The sequence below is a fragment of the Arhodomonas aquaeolei DSM 8974 genome, assembly GCF_000374645.1.
Classification (GTDB): Bacteria; Pseudomonadota; Gammaproteobacteria; order Nitrococcales; family Nitrococcaceae; genus Arhodomonas; species Arhodomonas aquaeolei.
The window spans coordinates 96,704-117,097 of sequence record NZ_KB894807.1; the positions used below are offsets into that span (position 1 = coordinate 96,704).

Sequence of the window (20,394 nt, forward strand, 5' to 3'; positions counted from 1 at the left end):
CGTGGGAGAGGGAGCGCTTCGCGGGGAGACGACTCTGCTCGACACCGTCATCAATCGGCCTCAAGGATACAGGAAGCCGGCGGGCGTTGTCCGCCGCCCCGCCCCCGTCGCGCCCGGTAGCAATCCCGTTCAATACACCGGCCGCGCGGCGTTCCAGCCTGGCCGGCACGAGATCAAGACACCGAGGACATCCCCCATGACCGTGACCCTGTCGCTGTCCATGGCCGCCTTCGCACTGGCGGCCTCCCTTTCCCCCGGCCCGGTGAACCTGGTGGCGCTGAGCGCCGGGACACGGCATGGATTCCGGGCTAGCCTGCGCCATGTCACCGGCGCGACGGTCGGCTTCACCCTGCTGCTGGTGCTGATCGGTCTGGGCCTTCACCGGCTGATGGTCCGCTGGCCGGGCATCATCGAGGGGGTACGCTGGGCCGGCGTGGCCTTCCTGCTCTACCTGGCCTGTCGCCTTGCGGCGGACGACGGCCGTCTGGAGAGGACCGACCCCGCGGCGGCGCCGTCATGGCTGGTGGGCGCGACCATGCAGTGGCTCAACCCCAAGGCGTGGCTGGCCTCGATGGCTGGCATGGGGGCCTATGCGGCGGGCGGTGACCTCGGCCTGGTGGCGTGGTTCGCAACCCTGTTCTTCGTGATCTGCTACCTGTCGATCGGCTGCTGGGCCTATGCCGGTGCCCACCTGAGGCGGTTCCTGGACCGTCCGGCGAGGGTGCGCCTGTTCAATCGCGGCATGGCGGTGCTGCTGGCGGCGAGTGCGCTCTATCTGCTGCTGTGACCCGCGGCATACTGCCCCGGCGTGGCCGCCTGCAGACGCTTGAAGGTGCGCTGGAAGTGTGCCTGATCGGCAAAGCCGCAGTCCGCGGCGACCTCGGCGATGGGACGGCCACGGCGCAGCTGGCGACGAGCGAACCGAACGCGCCGGTCGGTGAGGAAGGCATGGGGCGTCAGCCCGAAGTGGGCCTTGAAGCATCGCACCAGGTGGGAGCGGGACAGGCCGGCGGCACGGCAGATGTCGTCCAGCCCGATGGCCTCCGTACAGTGGGTGTCGATGTAGTCCGCCGCGCGACGCAGACCGAGGGGGTCGCTACCGGATGGTGACATCCTCGGTGTCAGGCAGCGCTGCATCTCGACGACCAGCGCGGTGGCCTCGGTCTCCATGGCCAGGCGACCGGCGTCCGGATCGAAGAGGGTGTCGCAGAGGGTCGTCAGGCGCCGATACAGGGCCGGGTGGCGACTCGAGCGGGCAGTGTATAGCTGGACGTCGAGATGGCCGGGCGCACCGAGTTCCCGCTGCAGTGCGCCGAGCCAGGCGGTGTCCAGGTAGAGCATGTCGTACGACCAGGGGCGCTCGTCGATGGGATTGCAGGCATGCACCGCTTCGGGATTCATGACCACCACGGTACCGGGGGCGACCGTTTCGGCATGGCCCTGGTTCCAGTACGTGCTGTTGCCGCCGGTAACCGCGCCGATGGAGAAGCTCTCGTGGCTGTGCCTGGCGTAGCAGACACGCCGGCCGTCCGTGACCCGACGGGCCTCGAGGAAGGGCAGCGCCGGATCACGCCAGAAGCGCGGATGGTCGTGACGAAGGCTCATGGGGCCCTCCCGGATCGATGGACTACAGCCTATGCGGTATCGCCGGGAATGGCGAGCCCACACCGTGGACCAGGCGGCCGACAATTCCGATCTGGAGTCTATCGAGAAACATCAGGTGTAGGGCTTTCTGCCCTGCTGATACCATACCGCTCTTGAAGATGATCCCGGAACTGCTGGCAAGGAGCCGAGTTGGACACTGACAATCGCCCCTTGAGCGCACTGGAGCGATACCACGCCCGTTCGATTCATCTGCGCCTGATCCTCTTCAAGTGGCTTGCCCTGTTCTTCGGGGTTGTCCTTACGCTTCTCGGTCTCATGCTGCCTGTGGCATTTGCTTTCGACAGGCAGAGCGTTCCCCTTCCACTGCTCCTCCTCCTCGTCCTGCTGGACCTCGTTATCATAGCGCTGGGCCTTTTCATTACCGCCCATGGGCTGTGGCGGGATACAAAGCTGAGGGAAACAGCGACCCAGCTGCATGGCAAGCTGACCGAGAAGAAGCATACGGTGGTCAACCCCAATACCGGCAGCCGCACCACCCATCGCCTGTACTTTATCGACGATATTCAGATCTCCTGGCCGTCGGGATCCGAGACTGTCTACCTCCCGCTGGTCGGCCGTGACATCGAACTGACGGTCGCAATGATCGATGTGAAAAGCCGGAACAGGCTCAAGGCGTTACGCCAGCGCGTGGGTATCGACAAGCTCGCCGGGCCCGGGAAACACCCTTCGGGGATCGCGGTCGTACTCAACTACCGGCAGGCAGTCAATATCCACGGGGTGCTCGATAAATATGGACGCAATTACCTGCTTGGCTATCAGCTCAGGTGGGCCATCGGGGCCGGCCTTTTCGTGGCACTGACCTTTTTCCTCCTGATGCAGCCCTACACGTTAACCTTTCTCAGCCAGACCAATTTTCTCCTGATGCTTCTGGTGCTCATCGGTTACGCGATAGGAGGGGCCCTAGCCATGGGCCTCGTCATTGAAGGTTACCAGAAGCTGCGCAAGCGGCTTGATCCCGACTATGACGATACGCCCCACGAGGAGCGGCTGAAGGGATAACTGGTGACTCCGATCCACGGAAACACCGCTTCATTCCGTTCCGGCGGCATCGGACCGCGGTCACGGATGCCCCCGCCTGGCCTGCAACCCATTGCTCGTGCGTACGCCCCCCGGCAGTCCTTCGAACGCTCCAGCGGGACCGTTCCCGATGCGATCTCCCCTGTTTGAAACATCGCCGATTCCCGGAACGACACACCCTCGCCCGGCGGATCTTCAAGCCGCTCCCGACGTGTAATCACTCCCACTCGATGGTCGCCGGCGGCTTGCCGGAGATGTCGTAGACCACGCGGGAGATGCCCTCGATCTCGTTGATGATGCGCCGGGAGACGTGATCCAGGAACTCGTAGGGCAGGTGCGCCCAGCGCGCGGTCATGAAGTCCACGGTCTCCACCGCGCGCAGCGCGACCACGTACTCGTAGCGGCGGCCGTCGCCGGTCACGCCCACGGACTTCACCGGCAGGAACACGGCGAATGCCTGGCTGACCTGCTCATAGTAGCCACCGGCGCGCAGCTCCTCGATAAAGATGGCGTCCGCCTGGCGCAGGGGATCGGTGTATTCCTTGCGCACCTCGCCGAGGATGCGCACGCCGAGCCCCGGCCCGGGGAAGGGGTGACGGTGGATCATCTCCGCCGGGAGGCCAAGCTCCAGGCCGATGCGCCGGACCTCGTCCTTGAACAGCTCGCGCAGCGGCTCCAGGAGCTTGAGGTTCATCTTCTCCGGCAGCCCGCCCACGTTGTGGTGGGACTTGATCACGTGGGCCTTGCCGGTGGCGGCACCGGCGGACTCGATGACGTCCGGATAGATGGTGCCCTGGGCGAGCCACTGGACGTTCTCGAGCCGGCCCGCCTCCTCGTCGAAGACGTCGATGAAGGTGTTGCCGATGATCCGGCGCTTGTCCTCCGGGTCCTCGACGCCGGCGAGGCGGTCGAGGAAGCGGTTCTCGGCGTCCACGTGGATCACGCGCACGCCCATGTGCCGGGCGAAGGTGGCCATGACCTGCTCGCCCTCGTCGAGGCGCAGCAGGCCGTTGTCCACGAACACGCAGGTGAGCTGGTCACCGATGGCCTTGTGCAGCAGCGCGGCGACCACCGAGGAGTCGACGCCCCCGGAGAGCCCGAGCAGGACGTTCTCGTCGCCCACCCGCTCACGGATGCGGGCGACGTTGTCCTCGATGATGTTGCCCGCGGTCCAGTCACCGGCGCAGCCGCAGATCTCGTGGACGAAACGCGAGAGGATGCGCTGGCCCTGGGCGGTGTGGGTGACCTCGGGATGGAACTGCACGCCGTAGTAGCCGCGCTCGTCGTCGCCCATGCCCGCGATGGGGGCGCTGTCGGTGCTGGCGATGACCTTGAAGCCCTCCGGCAGCGCGCTGACGCGGTCGCCATGGCTCATCCACACGTCCAGCAGGCCGTAGCCCTCCGGGCTGGCATGGTCCTCGATGTCGCTCAGCAGCCGGGAGTGGCCGCGGGCGCGGACCCGGGCGTAGCCGAACTCCTTGTGCGAGGACGGCTCCACGGCGCCGCCGAGCTGGGCGGCCATGGCCTGCATGCCGTAGCAGATGCCGAGCACCGGTACCCCGAGCTCGAAGACCGCCGCGGGGATCCGCGGGGTGTCGGCGAAATGCACGGACTCCGGGCCGCCGGAGAGTATCACGCCGCTCGCCCCGAAGCCGCTGACCGTCTCCTCGGTGCAGTCGCAGGGGTGGATCTCGCAGTATACGCCCGCCTCACGCACCCGCCGGGCGATGAGCTGGGTGTACTGGGAGCCGAAGTCGAGTACGAGGACGCGGTGGGCGTGGATATCCTGGGTCATGGGCTGTTCCGGAATCTCGGGAATGGGGGTAGACTTCGCGCGCGAATTCGAATTGCGAAGGATACCGTATAGAGGCGTCACGCACGATACGACAGCCATGAATCTGATCACCTTCAACGCCTACCGCGCCCTGGGCCTGCCTGGCGTGCGTTACCTCCGCCCCGAGTCCTTCCCCGCCTGCCGCAGCGAGCTCCTCGACGCCGACTGGCTCCTCTTCCCCGAGTACTGGCAGGTCAACGCCCTCGTCTACGCGATGCAGCGGCGGATCTTCCCGAGTCCGGCGAGCTATCACCTCGGCCACGACAAGATCGAGATGACCCGTGCCCTGCAGGCGGCCTTCCCGGCCCACGTGCCCGAGACCCTCATCCTCCCGGCGAACGCCCTCGCCGTGGAGCAGGCACTCGACGTGCTCGGGCTGCCGCTGGTGGCGAAGGTCCCGCGCAGCTCCATGGGCCGGGGCGTGGCGCTGATCGACAGCGCCGCGGCGCTGCGTGCGTGGGCAGCGGAGCACGACGTGCTCTACGTGCAGGAGGTCCTGCCGGCGCAGCGCGACCTGCGCGTGGTCTACGTCGGCGACCGGGTGGTGACGGCCTACTGGCGCGAGGGCGCCGAGGGCGCGTTCCACAACAACGTCGCCCGCGGCGGGCGGCTGGTGTTCGACGACGTCCCCGACGCGGCGGTGGCGCTGGTCGGGCGCATGGCACGGCACCTGGGCATCGATCACGCGGGCTTCGACCTGCTCACCGTGGGCGGCCACTTCTACGTGCTGGAGTTCAACGTATTCTTCGGCAACGAGGGGCTCAACGCGGCGGGCGTCCCGCTCGCACGCCATATCCTCGACTATCTCCGCGACGGCAACCGCACGCCGCCGGGGGACACGCCCCTGCGGCTCGCCGGCTGACGCCCGGGTTCAGGCCGCCGGGCGCAGCAGCAGCCGCGCGGCGATCAGCCCCAGCAGCGGACCGATCACCAGCGGCGTGAGCAGGTAGCGTGCCGGCAGCACGAACTGCAGCCAGTCCAGCAGGCCGAGGGTGACGATGCTGATGGCGAAGCCGACCGAGTTCACCAGCGTCAGCGCCGAGCCCACGAGCTCGCGGGGTGCATTGGCGGCGTTCAGCGTCGAGAACTGGGGCGAATCGCCGGCGACGGCAATCCCCCAGACCAGCAGGATCCCGACGAAGGCCGTCGGTCCGGCCTGGAAGATCAGCGGCGAGAGTGCGCAGCACACCCCCGAGACGAGGAGCTGCACCCAGGCAACCCGGCCGCTGCCCCACCGCCGCGCCATCAGGCCGCCGCCGGCGCAGCCCAGCGCCCCCATGGCGATCACGCCGAAGGCCAGCAGCGGGATCGCCCGGGGATCGCTGCCGTGGGCGGCGAACCACACCGGCGCGAACGCCCAGAACGCGTAGAGCTCCCACATGTGGCCGAAATAGCCGAACGCCGAGGCACGGAAGGCCGGGGAGCGGAAGGCGAGGAACACACCGCCGAAGCGCACCGGCCCGCTGCGGGCGAGGTGCGGCCCCTCTGGGGCCAGGGCCATCACCGCGCCGGCCACCACCCCGGCCAGCGAGGTCGCGGCGATCACCAGCGGCCACAGGGCGCCCGGCAGGACGCTGCGCAGCAGGTGGCCGGAGGCGGTGCCGAGCACCAGTGCCCCCACCAGGAAGCCCAGCGCCCGGCCCAGCCCCTCCCGGTACCAGCCGGCGGCGATCTTCATCCCCACCGGATAGATCCCGGCGAGGCACACCCCGACGACGAACCGGGCCACCACGACGGCGACGGCCTGGTCCGCGAGGGGGATCACCGCGGCGTTGGCAGAGGCACCGGCCAGCGCCGCGACCAGGAAAACCCGGCCGGGGTGGAAACGGTCCGCCACCGCCAGCAGCGCGTTGACGAGGGTGCCGGCGATGAAGCCGAGCTGCACCGCGGCGGTGACCCAGCCCACACCGCCGGGGACGTCCCAGTGCGCCTGCAGTGCCGGCATCACCGCGTTGGGCGCGAACCACATGGACGTGGCCAGCAGCTGGGCGGCCACGATGGCGGGCAGGAACCAGCGGGGGCGCCCGGCGGCGTCCGTGCCCCCGCTGTGGTGCCCCCGCTGTGTCCGGCGATCCACGCGCGTTCGCCCGGGTTCAGTCGACACGGTAGTTCGGCGCTTCCTTGATGATGTTCACGTCGTGGACGTGGCTCTCGCGCACGCCGGCACCGGTGATGCGCGTGAACTCCGGACGGGTGCGGAAGTCCTCGATGGTGGCGCAGCCGCAGTAGCCCATGCTGGCACGCAGGCCGCCCATGAGCTGATGGACGATGGCGGTGAGGCTGCCCTTGTAGGGCACGCGCCCCTCGATGCCCTCGGGCACGAGCTTCTCGACGCTGTCGGCCTCCTCCTGGAAGTAGCGGTCGGAGGAGCCCTGGGCGCCGGACATGGCGCCGATGGAGCCCATGCCGCGGTAGGACTTGTACGAGCGCCCCTGGTAGAGCTCGACCTCGCCGGGGGCCTCCTCGGTGCCGGCGAACATGCTGCCCATCATCACCGCGTGGGCGCCGGCGACGATGGCCTTCGCCATGTCGCCGGAGTAGCGCACGCCGCCATCGGCGATCACCGGCAGCCCCGAGCCCGCCAGCTCGCCGGCGACGTTGGCGATGGCGGTGATCTGGGGCACGCCCACGCCGGCGATCACGCGGGTGGTGCAGATCGAGCCGGGACCGATGCCGACCTTCACCGCGTCGGCGCCGGCCTCGTAGAGCGCGCGGGCGGCGTCCGCGGTGGCGATGTTGCCGGCGATCACCTGCATGTCCGGATAGGTCCGCTTGATCCAGCGCACCCGGTCGGCGACGCCGCGGCTGTGGCCGTGGGCGGTGTCCACCACCACCACGTCGGCACCGGCCTCGACCAGCGCGTCGACGCGCTCCTCGGTGCCGGAACCGGTGCTCACGGCAGCGCCGACGCGCAGCCGGCCGTGCTCGTCCTTGCAGGCGAGCGGGTAATCGCGGGACTTCTGGATATCCTTGACGGTGATCATGCCGCGGAGCTGGAAGTCGTCGTTGACCACCAGCAGCTTCTCGATGCGGTTGCGGTGCAGCAGCTCCAGGATCTCGTCGCGCTCGGCGCCCTCACGGACGGTAACAAGGCGGTCGCGCCCGGTCATCGCCTCGGTGACCGGCTCGTCCAGGCGCCGCTCGAAACGCAGGTCGCGGCTGGTAACGATGCCCGTGAGATTGCCGGCGCCATCCACCACCGGAACGCCGGAGATGCCGTGCTGGCGGGTGATCTCGAGGACCTCGGCGATGGTGGTCTCCGGCGGCACCGTGATCGGCTCCTTGATGATGCCGCTCTCGAACTTCTTGACCTGGCGGACCTCCCGGGCCTGGGCCTCGGGGGTCATGTTCTTGTGCACGATGCCGACACCGCCCTGAGCCGCCAGCGCGATCGCGAGGCGGGCCTCGGTGACCGTGTCCATGGCCGCGGAGACCAGCGGGATGTTGAGCTCGATGCCCCGGGTCAGCCTGGAACCGAGGTCGGCGTCGCGGGGCAGGACGTCGGAATAGGCCGGAAGGAGGAGGACGTCGTCGAAGGTCAGGGCTTCCTGGGCGATTCGCATACGGCGGGCACCTGCTCGTCATGGCGGGATTGATGAATAACCGGCCATTATAGTCCGCGCGCGAGTCACGGTAAACGCGCGCGGCCCGCGCGGAGAGACGCCCGCCGGCCCCACCGCGACGACGGTGCACACGGCATCGCCCGTTCCCGGCCCTGGTAGTATCATCCGCGGACGGCGGGCGCCTCACCGCCCCATTCACGAGCCGCCGATACGGGACCATGAACGAGTCAGACACCGACACCGCCGCAACGCAAGACAACCGACGCGACGCCGAGACGCGGGAGGCCCACCGGGTCACACTGCTCGGCGCGGGCATCGACACGGCCATCGGTGTTGCCAAGGTCGTCGCCGGCGCGCTGGTGGGCTCCGCTGCACTGATCGCCGACGGTATTCACTCGTTCTCGGACGTGCTCACCGATGCGTTCGTGATCGCCGCCACCCACTTCGGCCGGCGCGGGCCGGACAGCAATCACCCCTACGGCCACGGCCGTATCGAGACCCTCGCGACACTGTGGCTCGGCAGCGTGCTGATCTTCGTCGCCGGCGGCATCGCGTGGGCGAGCATCTCCCGCCTGGTCCACGGCACACCGGTGCACGCCCCCGGCGCCTGGGCGATCGGGGTCGCGGTGATCGGCCTCGTCTCCAAGGAGTGGATCTACCGCTACACCCTCGCTGTCGCCCGCCGGATCGGCTCGCGGCTGCTCGAGGCCAACGCCTGGCACTCACGCTCTGACGCCCTCTCCACCGTCGTCGTGCTCCTCGGCCTGATCGGGGCGCAGTTCGGGATCGGCTGGCTTGACGCCGTCGCCGCCACGGTGGTGGGCATCATGGTCGGACAGATCGGTGGCCAGCTGCTGTGGGAATCCAGCCAGGAGCTGGTGGACACGGCACTGCCGGAGGCCGAGCAGGAGACCATGCGCGAGGTCGCGGAGGCCGTCGAGGGCGTGCGCGGCGTCCACGAGCTGCGCACCCGCACCCTCGGCAGCGAGGTCGTCGCGGACCTGCACATCGTCGTGCCCGCAAGGGTCACCGTCTCCGAGGGCCACGAGATCGGCAACGAAGTTGCCCGGCGCCTGCGCGAGTCATTCCCGCGGCTCACCGACGTCACCTTCCACATCGATCCCCAGGATGACGAGGCCAAGCCGGAGCACGGCCTGCGCCCTGGCCTGCCCCTGCGGCGGGACGTGGAGGGCGAGCTGGAGGCGGTCTGGTCCGGTTTACCCGCCTGGCGGGACCGCGTGGCGCTGGACCTGCACTACCTCGACAACGAGATCAACATCTCGCTGTACGTCGACGACCTCCCGGACGGCCAGGACCTGCACCAGGCAGCCGCCGTGCTGCGCGAAGCCGCCCGGGGACTCGAATGGATCGGCGACCTGCGCGTCTGGAAGGGCCCCGGCCGGGGCTGAGGGGAGGGATCATGGCCCGCCGCCTGCTGATCGTCGCCCACGCCCCCTCCCCCAACACCCGGACGCTGCTGGAGGCCGCCGAACGCGGCGCGCGCAGCCCCGAGGTATCCGGGGTGGAGGTCGAGGTGTCCGCGCCGCTGGAGACGGGCCCGGAGTCCGTTCTCGCCTGCGATGCCATCCTGCTCGGCACCACCGAGAACCTCGGCAGCATGAGCGGCGCGCTCAAGGACTTCTTCGACCGCTGCTACTACCCGGTGCTGGAGCGCCAGCAGGGCCTGCCCTGCGCGCTGTACATCCGCGCCGGCCGGGACGGCACCGGCACCCGGCGCCAGGCCGAGACCATCATCACCGGCCTGCGCTGGCGCTGGGTGCAGCCGCCGTTGATCCTGCAGGGCACGTGGGACCCGGCCTTCGCCGATCAGGTCGACGAGCTGGCGGAGGGCCTCGCCGCAGGGCTGGAGACCGGCATCATCTGAACGCAGCCTTGACGGCGGCCGCCGGACGGTCCGGCGGTTGCGCTGTGCAGCATCATCCGTGCTTGCCCGGGCACACCCCGACCTTGGTATTCTTCCCGCCCATGGTCGACAACGCGCCGCCGCCACAGGACGTCTACACCGTCTCCCGGCTCAACCGCGAGGTGAAGCTGCTGCTGGAGAGCGGCTTCCCCCTGCTCTGGGTCGAGGGCGAGGTCTCCAACCTGGCGCGTCCACGCTCCGGCCACATCTACTTCAGCCTCAAGGACGGCGAGGCGCAGGTGCGCTGCGCCATGTTCCGCAACCGCAACCTCCACCTGCGCTTCCGCCCGGCGGACGGGACGCGCGTGATCGCACGCGTTCGCGTGAGCCTCTATCCCGCCCGCGGCGAGTTCCAGCTCATCGTCGAGCACATGGAGCCGGCCGGCGACGGCGCACTGCGGCAGGCCTTCGAGCAGCTCAAGGCGCGGCTCGACCGCGAGGGGCTGTTCGCCGCCGAACGCAAGCGCGCCCTGCCGTCGCGGATCCGGCGCCTGGGGGTGGTCACCTCGCCGACCGGCGCGGCGATCCGCGACGTGCTCCACGTGCTCCGGCGGCGCTTCCCCGGCATGCATGTCATCGTCTACCCGGTACCGGTCCAGGGCGAGGGCGCGGCAGAGGCCATCGCCGCACGGCTGGCCCAGGCGGGCCGCCGCGGCGAGGTCGACACGGTCCTGCTCACCCGGGGCGGCGGCTCGCTGGAGGACCTCTGGGCGTTCAACGAGGAGGTCCTCGCCCGCGCGATCGCCGCCTGCCCGCTGCCGGTGGTCTCCGCCGTGGGCCACGAGGTGGACGTCACCATCTCCGACCTGGTCGCCGACCAGCGCGCACCGACCCCCTCCGCCGCTGCCGAGCTCCTCTCGCCGGACGCGGCAACGCTGCGCCAGGCGGTCGTCGAGCGGCGCCGCCGCCTCATCGCCGCCATGCGCGATGTGCTCCACCGGCGGCGCACGACACTCACCGGGGTGGACCACCGGCTGCGCCTGCAGCATCCCGGCCGGCGCCTGCAGGAGCGCGCCCAACGGCTCGACGAGCTGGAGCAGCGCCTCGCCGGCGCACAGCGGCGGGCCATCGCCACGCGGCGGCAGCACCTGGCCGGCCTGGCCCGCCGGCTCGCGCCCCACGATCCGCGCCGGCGGATCCCGGAGCGGCGCGAGCGCGTGGACGAGCTCACCCGGCGGCTGGGCAACGGTGTCCGGCGCACACTGGCCGCCAAACGCACCGGCCTGACACACCAGATGCACGCCCTCCAGGCCGTCAGCCCCCTGGCAACCCTGGAGCGCGGCTACGCCATTGTCGCCGATGCCGGAAATGGCGTGCCGCTTCGTGACGCCACCGAGGCGGGCGACGGCACCCGGGTGCTGGCCCGGCTCTCCCGCGGCGAGCTCCTCTGCCGGGTGGAGTCGCACCGGCCGGCCGGCGGGGAGACGCTGCTGCCCGCACCGGACAATCCGGACTCCACGGCGTGAACGCGCCGGAGGACCCGACAATCGCCGTGGGAGGCACCAGCCGTCACCCCACGGCATAGCGATGCCAAAACGTCTAGGATGGTGCGATCGGCCCGGACTGCCGGACCGCAGCACCGATATGAGCCGTATCAACCCTTAACGAGGCGCCCATGCACTTCGAGAAACCCTCTGTTGTCGACCACCCGCTGTACCAGCCCGTCATCTCCGCCTATCGCTGTGACGAGACGGCGCACGTGCGCAAGCTGCTGGACGCCGCGGATCTGCCCGCCGAGTCCAAGGAGCGCATCGCCGAACGCGCCCGGGGCCTGGTCCAGGAGGTCCGGCGCAACAGCCGCGACAGCGGTATCGACGCGTTCATGCACGAATACGAGCTCTCCAGCCAGGAGGGGGTCGTGCTCATGTGCCTGGCCGAGGCGATGCTGCGGGTGCCGGACGCGGAGACGGTCGACAAGCTCATCGAGGACAAGATCGGCGGCTCCAACTGGGAATCGCACCTCGGCGCGAGCACCTCGTGGTTCGTCAACGCCTCGACCTGGGGCCTGATGCTCACCGGCCGCGTGCTCAAGAGCCAGGACAACCCGGAGCGCAACTTCCGCACCATCATGCACCGGATGGTCCGGCGCAGCGGCGAGCCCGTGATCCGCCAGGCGGTGCGCCAGGCCATGCGCATCATGGGCCGGCAGTTCGTGATGGGCCGCACCATCAACGAAGCGCTCAAGCGCGCCCGCCCCCTGGAGAAGGAGGGCTACCGCTACTCCTACGACATGCTCGGCGAGGCCGCCCGCACCGAGGCGGACGCCCTGCGCTACTTCGAGGACTACCGCCAGGCCATCGAGGCGATCGGCGCCGTCGCCGGCGACCGCGGTCCGTACGACTCCCCCGGGGTGTCGGTGAAGCTCTCCGCGCTGCACGCGCGCTACGAGCTCAGCCACCGCCGCCGCGTCATGGAGGAGCTGGTGCCACGGCTGCGCGACCTCTGCCGGCTGGCCGCCCACCACGACATCAACCTCACCATCGACGCCGAAGAGGCCGCGCGCCTGGACCTGTCCATGGAGATCATCGAGATGGTCTCCTCGGACCCGGAGCTGGGCGACTGGCAGGGCCTCGGCCTCGCCGTGCAGGCCTACCAGAAGCGCGCCTTCCCGCTGCTGGACTGGCTCGCCGACCTGGCACGGCGCCACGGCCGGCGCTTCATGGTGCGGCTGGTCAAGGGCGCATACTGGGACACCGAGATCAAGATCGCCCAGGAGCAGGGCCTCGACGGCTACCCGGTGTTCACCCGCAAGGCGAACACCGACGTCGCCTACCTGGCCTGCGCGCGCAAGATGCTCGCCGACCGCGAGGCGTTCTACCCGCAGTTCGCCACCCACAACGCCCACACCCTCGCCTACGTGCTGGAGGTGGCCGGCGATAACCGCGACTTCGAGTTCCAGCGCCTGCACGGCATGGGCGAGGCGCTCTACGACCAGATCGTCGGCGAGGACAACCTAGACCTGCCCTGCCGCATCTACGCCCCGGTGGGCAGCCACGAGGACCTGCTCGCCTACCTGGTGCGCCGGCTGCTGGAGAACGGCGCGAACAGCTCCTTCGTCAACCGCATCGTCGACGAGAAGACCCCGGTGGACGAGATCATCGCCGACCCCATCGCCCAGGTCCGTCGTCACCATACGATCCCGCACCCGCGGATCCCCCTGCCCGCGGACATCTACGGGCCGGAGCGGCGCAACTCCATGGGCGTGGACATCAGCGACATCACCCACCTGAACTGGCTGCACGAGGGCATGCAGCGCGCCGACGCGATGGACTGGCAGGGTGGCCCGATCATCGGCGGCAGCACCCGGCTCGGCGAGGGCGAGGCGGTACGCGCCCCGGCGGACCGCACCCGCGTGGTCGGCCAGATCACCTGGGCCACGCCCCAGGACGTGGAGGACGCCATCGCCCGCGCCCAGCGCGCCTTCGACGACTGGGACCGCACCCCGGCGAGCGAGCGCGCCGCCTGCATCGAGCGCTACGCGGACCTCCTCGAGGCCGAGATGCCCACGCTGATCGCCCTGTGCGCCCGTGAGGCGGGCAAGCACATCCCCGACGGCATCGCCGAGGTGCGCGAGGCGGTGGACTTCTGCCGCTACTACGCGGCTCAGGCCCGGCGGGAGTTCGACGGTCCCATGCCCCTGCCCGGCCCCACCGGCGAGCGCAACACCATCGAGCTGCGCGGCCGCGGCGTGTTCGTGTGCATCAGCCCGTGGAACTTCCCGCTGGCGATCTTCACCGGCCAGGTGACCGCCGCCCTGGCGGCCGGCAACGCGGTGATCGCCAAGCCCGCGGAGCAGACCAGCCTGATCGGCCACTACGCCGTCAGCCTGCTCCACCGCGCCGGCATCCCCGGCGACGTGCTCCAGCTGCTGCCCGGCGACGGCCCCACCGTGGGCGCGCCGCTGGTGGCGGATCCGCGCATCTCCGGCGTGGCCTTCACCGGCTCCGTGCCCACCGCCCGGGGTATCAACCAGACCCTGGCCCAGCGCGACGGGCCGATCCTGCCGCTGATCGCCGAGACCGGTGGCCAGAACGCGATGATCGTGGACTCCTCGGCGCTGCCGGAGCAGGTCGTCGCGGACGTGCTCAAATCGAGCTTCCAGAGCGCCGGCCAGCGCTGCTCCGCGCTGCGGGTGCTCTACGTGCAGGAGGACATCGCCGACAAGCTGCTGGTGATGCTGCGCGGCGCCATGGCGGAGCTCAGCATCGGCGACCCATGGTCGCTCGCCACCGATGTCACCCCGGTGATCGACGAGGACGCCCGGCGGATGCTGAGCGAGCACGCGGAGCGCATGGAGAAGGAGGCGACCCTGCTGCACCGCTGCGAGCTCCCCGTCAACGGCGGCAGCGGCACATTCTTCCCCGCCCAGGCCTACCAGCTCGAGAGCATCGAGCAGCTCGGCGAGGAGAAGTTCGGCCCGATCCTGCACGTGGTCCGCTTCCGCGCCCGGGACATCGACCGCGTCGTCGACGAGGTCAACGCCATGGGCTACGGGCTCACCTTCGGCATCCACAGCCGCATCGACACCACGGTGAACCGCGTGGTCTCGCGGATGAAGGTGGGCAACGCCTACGTGAACCGCAACATGATCGGCGCGGTGGTCGGCGTGCACCCGTTCGGCGGCGAGGGGCTCTCCGGCACCGGCCCGAAGGCCGGCGGCCCGCGCTACCTCTACCGCTTCGCCACTGAGCGGGCGCTATCCATCGACACCACCGCCGCCGGCGGCAACGCCTCGCTGATGTCGCTGGAGGACGAGGGCACCGGGGAATCCGGCGAGAACCTGCTGCTGCCCGAACCGCAGCGCTTCAACGAGTAACCACCCACACGAGAGACGCGACAACGAGCAAAAGGGGATCCCCATGGAAGACGCACTGACCACGGCCACCTGGTTCTGGCTGCTCGTGCCCATGCCGCTGTGCGTGGCGCTGTCCGTCATCACCTGGCTCGGTGCACGCCGGGGCTAGAGGAGGCGAGGCGATGGAAGTCACGATGAATCTCCCGACGGTGACCACGTTCGTGGTCTACCTGGTGGCGATGATGGCCATCGGCATCGCCGCCTACCGCCTGACCAGCAACATGTCCGACTACGTCCTCGGCGGACGCAGCCTCAACGCCGGCGTGGCGGCCCTGTCCGCCGGCGCCTCGGACATGAGCGGCTGGCTGCTGCTCGGCCTGCCCGGTGCGATGTACGCCTCGGGCATGAACCAGATCTGGATCGCCATCGGCCTGACCATCGGCGCCTACCTGAACTGGCAGTTCGTTGCCCGGCGGCTGCGCGTCTATACGGAGGTCGCGGACGACGCCATCACCGTGCCCGACTACCTGGAGCGGCGCTTCGACGACACCAGCAAGATCCTGCGGGTGATCTCGGCGGCGGTCATCCTGCTGTTCTTCGCCTTCTACACCTCCTCCGGGCTGGTGGCCGGGGCGAAGCTGTTCGAGGCGAGCTTCGGGCTGTCCTACACCGCTTCGCTGTGGATCGGCGGCCTGGTGATCATCTCCTACACCTTCCTCGGGGGTTTCCTGGCCGTCTCGTGGACCGACTTCATCCAGGGCATCCTGATGTTCCTGGCCCTGGTCATCGTGCCCCTGGTCGGCATCCAGGCGATGGGCGGCTGGGGTGCCACCGTCTCCCAGGTCGGCAGCATGGACCCCAGCTACAATGACGCCCTCAGCGGCATGACCCTGTTCAGCATCGTCTCGCTCATGGCCTGGGGGCTCGGCTACTTCGGCCAGCCGCACATCATCGTGCGGTTCATGGCGATCCGCAGCCATCACGACGTGCCCACCGCGCGGCTGATCGGCATCGCCTGGATGGTGCTCGGACTGTTCGGCGCCATCTTCACGGGCTACGTGGGCTACGCCTATTTCGCCGACAACCCGCTCCAGGACAGTGAGAAGGTGTTCATCCTGCTCTCCACCACGCTCGCCAACCCGTGGATCGCCGGCGTTCTGCTCGCCGCCATCCTCGCGGCGGTGATGTCCACCATCGACTCCCAGCTGCTGGTCTCCTCCAGCGCCCTCGCGGAGGACATCTACAAGCCGTTCGTCCGGCCCAACGCCACGCAGAACGAGCTCGTCTGGGTGGGACGCCTCGCGGTGGCGGGCATCGCGCTGATCGCTCTGATCATCGCCGGCAACCCGGACAGCAAGGTGCTGGGGCTCGTCTCCTACGCCTGGGGCGGCTTCGGCGCGGCCTTCGGCCCGGTGATCATCGGCTCGCTGTTCTGGCGGCGGATGACGCGCAACGGCGCCCTGGCGGGCATCATTGTGGGTGCCGTGACCGTGGTGGTCTGGAAACAGCTCTCCGGCGGCATCTTCGAGATGTACGAGATCCTGCCGGGCTTCGTGCTCTGCGCGGTGGCCATCGTAGTCGCGAGCCTCCTCGGCCAGCCCACCGGTCACATGACCGAGACCTTCGACAAGGCCGCAGCCGAGTGGCAGGGCTGACCCGCACCGCCATGCGGTGAACGGCGGATGGGGGCACCCCCATCTGCCGTTCACCCCCTACCGACGGGCACCGGGCGGGCATCCACCGACCGCTGCGCCCCCTCCCGACCCTGGTATGCATACGAACGGCTTCCCGCTATGCTGTGCGGACCCGGGCCGCCCCGGCCATGTCCCTGCGGAGGCCACTGCCGGCACGGGGCCAAACGATGCAACCAGGCCAGACCCACGCTCACGACAGGGAGATTTCATGGGCCTCGAGTTCGCCGCCTGGCACCTGTGGCTGATCGCCGCCCTCGCCGCCCTGCTGCTCGAGCTCCTCGCCGGCGGTGAGCTGTTCTTCCTGGCGCTGGCTGCCGGCCTCGCGGTCGGGGGCCTGGTCGCCGGATTCACCGGCTTTTCCCTGACCGTCCAGATTATTACCGCCGCGGTGGTCGACATGGCGCTAACGCCGCTGGTCATCCGGCGCGTCCGCCGCCGGCGCGAGCGTGTCCGGTACGCCGTCGCCGGCGAAGGCGGCGAGGCCGGCCGGATCTGCACCGTGATCGTCCGAAACGGCCGCGCGGTGATCCACCTGCGTCATGACGCCCTGCCCGTGCGCTTCGAGGACGGCAGCATCCCACCGGCGGACAGCCGTGTCCGCGTGCTGCGCATCGAGGGCATCACCGCCATCGTGGCGCCGGCGGACTGACGCCGACGCCACACCGCCCCCCGCAGAGACGAGGAGACTCACAACCATGGGCCTGACCATCGCGGGCATCCTGGCCGCCGTCGCCATCGCCGTCATCATCAAGGGCATCATGCTCGTTCAGCAGAGCGAGGCCGTGGTGATGGAACGGCTGGGTTCCTACAGCAAGACGCTGACTCCGGGTATCAACTGGGTCATCCCCTTCATCGACCGCCCGCGGGCGATCACCGTGCGCCGCTATCGCGAGAAAGGCGGGGAGATGACCGCCTTCGTCGAGCGGGTCACACGCATCGACCGCCGCGAGACGGTGCTGGATTTTCCCGGCCAGAACGTGGTCACCCGGGACAACGTGACCGTCACCGTCAACGGCGCACTGTACTTCCAGATCCTGGACCCGAAGATGGCCGTCTACGAGGTGGAGAACTTCATCCAGGCGGTGGAGGTGCTCGCCAAGACGTCCCTGCGCTCGGAGATCGGCAAGATGGAGCTGGACAAGCTCTTCGAGAGCCGGGACGAGGTTAACAACGCGCTGCAGACCACCATGGACGAGGTCGGCGACAAGTGGGGCGTGAAGGTCAACCGCGTGGAGATCCAGGATATCGCGATGCCCACGGAGGTCGAGGAGGCGATGCGACTCCAGATGGCCGCCGAGCGCAAGCGCCGCGCCACGGTCACCGAGGCCAACGGCCAGAAGGAAGCGGAGATCGCCCGCGCCGAGGGCGAGAAGCGCGCCGCCGTGCTCACCGCCGAGGGCGACCGGGAGGCGGCCATTCTGCGCGCAGAGGGCGAGAGCAAGGCGATCACCCGGCTGACCGAGGCCACCGGCGACGCCGCCGGCATGGACACCATCATCGGCTACCTGCTGGGGCTGGAGTACCTCAAGAAGCTCCCGGATATCGCCAAGGAGGGCGACCGCGTGCTCGTCCCCTACGAGTCTTCGGCCCTGCTCGGCGCCCTCAGCAGCTTCCGCGAGCTCGGCGGCAACGCCGAGGCGGCCCGCTCGTTCCTCGCCATGGGCGAGGGCTCGCGCTAGCACCAGTGGCGGGCGGGGCCGGCAACGGCCCCACCGCCGGCGCCGTCACTCCACGACGACGAGCTCGCCCTTCATCTGCGAGGCATGACCGGGGAAGGTGCAGTAGAAGCTGTAATCCCCGCCCTTCTCCAGCTTCGAGGGGTCGAAGGTCGTCGAGGTCTGCTCGCCACCGCCGATAAGGTCCGTCGCGGCGATCACGCGCTCGTCGCCGGGCTTCACGTAGCCGTTGTCCACGCCGGCGGTATTGCCCGCGTTCACCACGTCCCACATGTCGTTGGTCTCGCTGAGGACCCAGTCGTGGCCCATGGCCTGGAGCGAGAGGTCGCCCACGTGCTTGAGCACGACCTTGAACGTCTCGCAGGACTGGCTGACCTCGATGTGCTCGGTGCTGAACTGCATGGCGTCGTTCGCTTCCACCGTGGCGGTGCAGTTGGCAGCGAAGCTCGCCGGCGCGGCGGAGAACAGCACCAGGGCGACGAGAAGACAGGAATAACGCATGGGAACCTCCTGAAGTGGGAGAGAGGAATGGCAATGGCCGAATCCGTGGCGATCCCCATGCTGCAACTTAGAACCATTCCACGTATTGATGGATATCAATCGCCACGTCGGGTCCGCCCTGGCCCCCGGCCCCGGGCAGGTGGTCGAGGCCACGGCACCCGAACAGCCACCGGTCCGCGCGAAGGGCGCCCCCGCGGACATCGCCGGGAGGAACCCGGCACCCCGGCGGGCCTCCGGGGTCGGGAGGGGCGCCGGCGGCGCGCCCCGGGCACCGCCGCCGGCCTGGGGAGCGGGTCAGTCCGTGACCACGAGCTTGCCGGTCATCACCGACGCGTGGCCGGGGAAGGTGCAGTAGAAGCTGTAATCCCCGCCCTCCTCCAGCTCGGAGGGATCGAAGGTCACCGTCGTCTGCTCGCCACCGCCGATGAGGTCCGTGGCGGCGATGACCCGCTCGTCGTCGGGCTTCACGTAACCCTTGTCGATGCCCGCGGCAATGCCGTCGTTGACCACGCCCTGCTTGTCCGCCGTGGTACTGAGGACCCAGTCGTGACCCATCGCCGCGCGGGGCAACTGGCCGACGTGCTCGAGGGTCACGGTGAACGTCTCGCAGGACTGACTGACCTCGATGCGGTCGGTGTCGTACTGCATGGCGTCGTTGGCCTCGACGGTGACCTCGCACTGCGCCGCGAAGGCCGCCGGCGCCGCCAGCAGCAGTATCAGGGCTAAGAGGGCTCGAGGGTGGTGCATGGGTCGACCTCCTGGAAGGCTGTTGCTGAGAGATCGCCCCACCATACCCTCTAAAACGCGAACGCGAAATATTCTTATTAACAAAAACGTGTCTGCGTATGTCTCGGCGGACCCGGTCCCCGGGATAGGCACGCGGACGGGCTATCCCCCGAAGGGATCGGGGTCCCGCAGCGCCGATGCCAGCGGCCCGACCGGCAGCGGCTGCCCCCAGACGTCGGTGTGCACGAGCTCGTCCAGCGGCAACCGCGAGCGCCAGCCGCGGCTCTCCAGCTCCGGCCGGGTCAGGAACTCGCTCACGTAGCCCACGCAGAGATAGGCCAGCGGATAGACCGCTTCGGGCAGCCCCAGCGTTCCGGCCAGCTCCCCCTGATCAAGGATGCTCACCCAGCCGACGCCAATGCCTTCCGCCCTGGCGGCAAGCCAGAGGTTCTGCACGGCCAGGCAGGCGCTGAACAGATCCGTCTCCAGGATCGTGTTGCGCCCGAGCACGTTGGTCCCGCCGCGAGATCGGTCGCAGGTCACGCAGAGGTTGAGCGGGCTCTCCAGGATGCCCTCGAGCTTGAGGCTGCGGTAGAGCCCGGCACGTTCACCGCCGTACTGCGCGGCAGCCCGCTCGTTCTCCCGCTCGAAGATCCCGCGCACGGCCTGCCGTACCGCCGTGCTCTCGATGACGATGAAGTCCCAGGGCTGCATGAAGCCCACCGACGGCGCATGGTGCGCCGCCTGCAGCAGACGCGCCAGCACCTCCGGCGGGACCGGATCGGGCAGGAACTGCGAGCGCACGTCCCGGCGCTCGCGAATGGCCCGGTAGAGGCCGTTGCGGTCGGTATCGGGGAATCGGTTGTCCGGCTGTGTCATGTCACTCCAGGTCGTCGGCGCCGGCTGGCGATGAGCGACCCATCCTTGCACGAAAGGCCGGCGCGACCTACCTCGACGCACCACGGAGACCAGGCCCGACGCGACGCGGGTCCGGTCTCC

At 69.3% G+C, this 20,394-nt stretch carries 17 protein-coding genes; 10 read left to right on the forward strand and 7 right to left on the reverse strand.

What is annotated here, in order from left to right:
* The first annotated feature begins 196 nt into the window (after positions 1 to 196).
* Entirely contained in the window at positions 197 to 787 is a 591-nt protein-coding gene (locus C516_RS0109820) for a LysE family translocator (RefSeq protein ID WP_018718209.1), read from the forward strand.
* Here the strand turns inward: C516_RS0109820 and C516_RS0109825 are convergent.
* Positions 772 to 1,605: an AraC family transcriptional regulator gene (locus C516_RS0109825; protein WP_018718210.1), complete on the reverse strand. Its 834-nt coding sequence runs from the start codon at positions 1,603 to 1,605 to the stop codon at positions 772 to 774. The two genes, C516_RS0109820 and C516_RS0109825, sit on opposite strands and share 16 nt — an antisense overlap.
* A 189-nt stretch (positions 1,606 to 1,794) precedes the next feature.
* Between C516_RS0109825 and C516_RS0109830 the strand changes: the two genes are divergently transcribed.
* On the forward strand, positions 1,795 to 2,664 hold the full coding sequence (locus C516_RS0109830; RefSeq protein ID WP_018718211.1) for a hypothetical protein: 870 nt from the start codon (positions 1,795 to 1,797) through the stop codon (positions 2,662 to 2,664).
* A gap of 235 nt (positions 2,665 to 2,899) precedes the next feature.
* Here C516_RS0109830 and guaA read toward each other — a convergent pair whose 3' ends face one another.
* Positions 2,900 to 4,477: a glutamine-hydrolyzing GMP synthase gene (guaA, locus tag C516_RS0109835; protein ID WP_018718212.1), complete on the reverse strand. Its 1,578-nt coding sequence runs from the start codon at positions 4,475 to 4,477 to the stop codon at positions 2,900 to 2,902.
* Between the two features lie 97 nt (positions 4,478 to 4,574).
* On the opposite strand from guaA, the gene C516_RS19255 reads away from it, so the two are divergent.
* A complete protein-coding gene (locus C516_RS19255; RefSeq protein ID WP_018718213.1) occupies positions 4,575 to 5,378 on the forward strand; it encodes an ATP-grasp domain-containing protein in 804 nt (267 codons plus the stop codon).
* Positions 5,379 to 5,387: 9 nt separating this feature from the next.
* On the opposite strand, the gene C516_RS0109845 is transcribed toward C516_RS19255, so the two are convergent.
* Complete coding sequence (locus tag C516_RS0109845; protein WP_018718214.1) at positions 5,388 to 6,593, reverse strand: MFS transporter; 1,206 nt, start codon at positions 6,591 to 6,593, stop codon at positions 5,388 to 5,390.
* Positions 6,594 to 6,609: 16 nt separating this feature from the next.
* A complete protein-coding gene (guaB, locus tag C516_RS0109850; RefSeq protein ID WP_018718215.1) occupies positions 6,610 to 8,079 on the reverse strand; it encodes an IMP dehydrogenase in 1,470 nt (489 codons plus the stop codon).
* Positions 8,080 to 8,297: 218 nt separating this feature from the next.
* Between guaB and C516_RS0109855 the strand changes: the two genes are divergently transcribed.
* The 7 genes from C516_RS0109855 to C516_RS0109890 all read left to right on the forward strand — a co-directional run bounded on the left by C516_RS0109855 (position 8,298) and on the right by C516_RS0109890 (position 18,171).
* Entirely contained in the window at positions 8,298 to 9,488 is a 1,191-nt protein-coding gene (locus C516_RS0109855; protein WP_018718216.1) for a cation diffusion facilitator family transporter, read from the forward strand.
* 11 nt (positions 9,489 to 9,499) lie between these two features.
* A complete protein-coding gene (locus C516_RS0109860; protein ID WP_018718217.1) occupies positions 9,500 to 9,964 on the forward strand; it encodes a flavodoxin family protein in 465 nt (154 codons plus the stop codon).
* 101 nt (positions 9,965 to 10,065) lie between these two features.
* Positions 10,066 to 11,469: an exodeoxyribonuclease VII large subunit gene (gene xseA / locus C516_RS0109865; protein WP_018718218.1), complete on the forward strand. Its 1,404-nt coding sequence runs from the start codon at positions 10,066 to 10,068 to the stop codon at positions 11,467 to 11,469.
* 149 nt (positions 11,470 to 11,618) lie between these two features.
* On the forward strand, positions 11,619 to 14,819 hold the full coding sequence (gene putA, locus C516_RS0109870; RefSeq protein ID WP_018718219.1) for a bifunctional proline dehydrogenase/L-glutamate gamma-semialdehyde dehydrogenase PutA: 3,201 nt from the start codon (positions 11,619 to 11,621) through the stop codon (positions 14,817 to 14,819).
* A 161-nt stretch (positions 14,820 to 14,980) separates the two neighbouring features.
* Complete coding sequence (gene putP / locus C516_RS0109880; protein ID WP_018718221.1) at positions 14,981 to 16,453, forward strand: sodium/proline symporter PutP; 1,473 nt, start codon at positions 14,981 to 14,983, stop codon at positions 16,451 to 16,453.
* 247 nt (positions 16,454 to 16,700) lie between these two features.
* Positions 16,701 to 17,141, forward strand: a complete 441-nt coding sequence (locus tag C516_RS20510; RefSeq protein ID WP_018718222.1) for an NfeD family protein — start codon at positions 16,701 to 16,703, stop codon at positions 17,139 to 17,141.
* 46 nt (positions 17,142 to 17,187) lie between these two features.
* A complete protein-coding gene (locus tag C516_RS0109890) occupies positions 17,188 to 18,171 on the forward strand; it encodes an SPFH domain-containing protein (RefSeq protein ID WP_018718223.1) in 984 nt (327 codons plus the stop codon).
* Between the two features lie 45 nt (positions 18,172 to 18,216).
* Here C516_RS0109890 and azu (C516_RS0109895) read toward each other — a convergent pair whose 3' ends face one another.
* The 3 genes from azu (C516_RS0109895) to bluB all read right to left on the reverse strand — a co-directional run bounded on the left by azu (C516_RS0109895) (position 18,217) and on the right by bluB (position 20,274).
* A complete protein-coding gene (azu, locus tag C516_RS0109895) occupies positions 18,217 to 18,669 on the reverse strand; it encodes an azurin (protein ID WP_018718224.1) in 453 nt (150 codons plus the stop codon).
* Between the two features lie 294 nt (positions 18,670 to 18,963).
* Positions 18,964 to 19,416, reverse strand: coding sequence for an azurin (gene azu, locus C516_RS0109900; protein WP_018718225.1), 453 nt, complete (start codon positions 19,414 to 19,416; stop codon positions 18,964 to 18,966).
* Positions 19,417 to 19,557: 141 nt separating this feature from the next.
* Positions 19,558 to 20,274: a 5,6-dimethylbenzimidazole synthase gene (gene bluB / locus C516_RS0109905; protein ID WP_018718226.1), complete on the reverse strand. Its 717-nt coding sequence runs from the start codon at positions 20,272 to 20,274 to the stop codon at positions 19,558 to 19,560.
* Positions 20,275 to 20,394 lie beyond the last annotated feature (120 nt).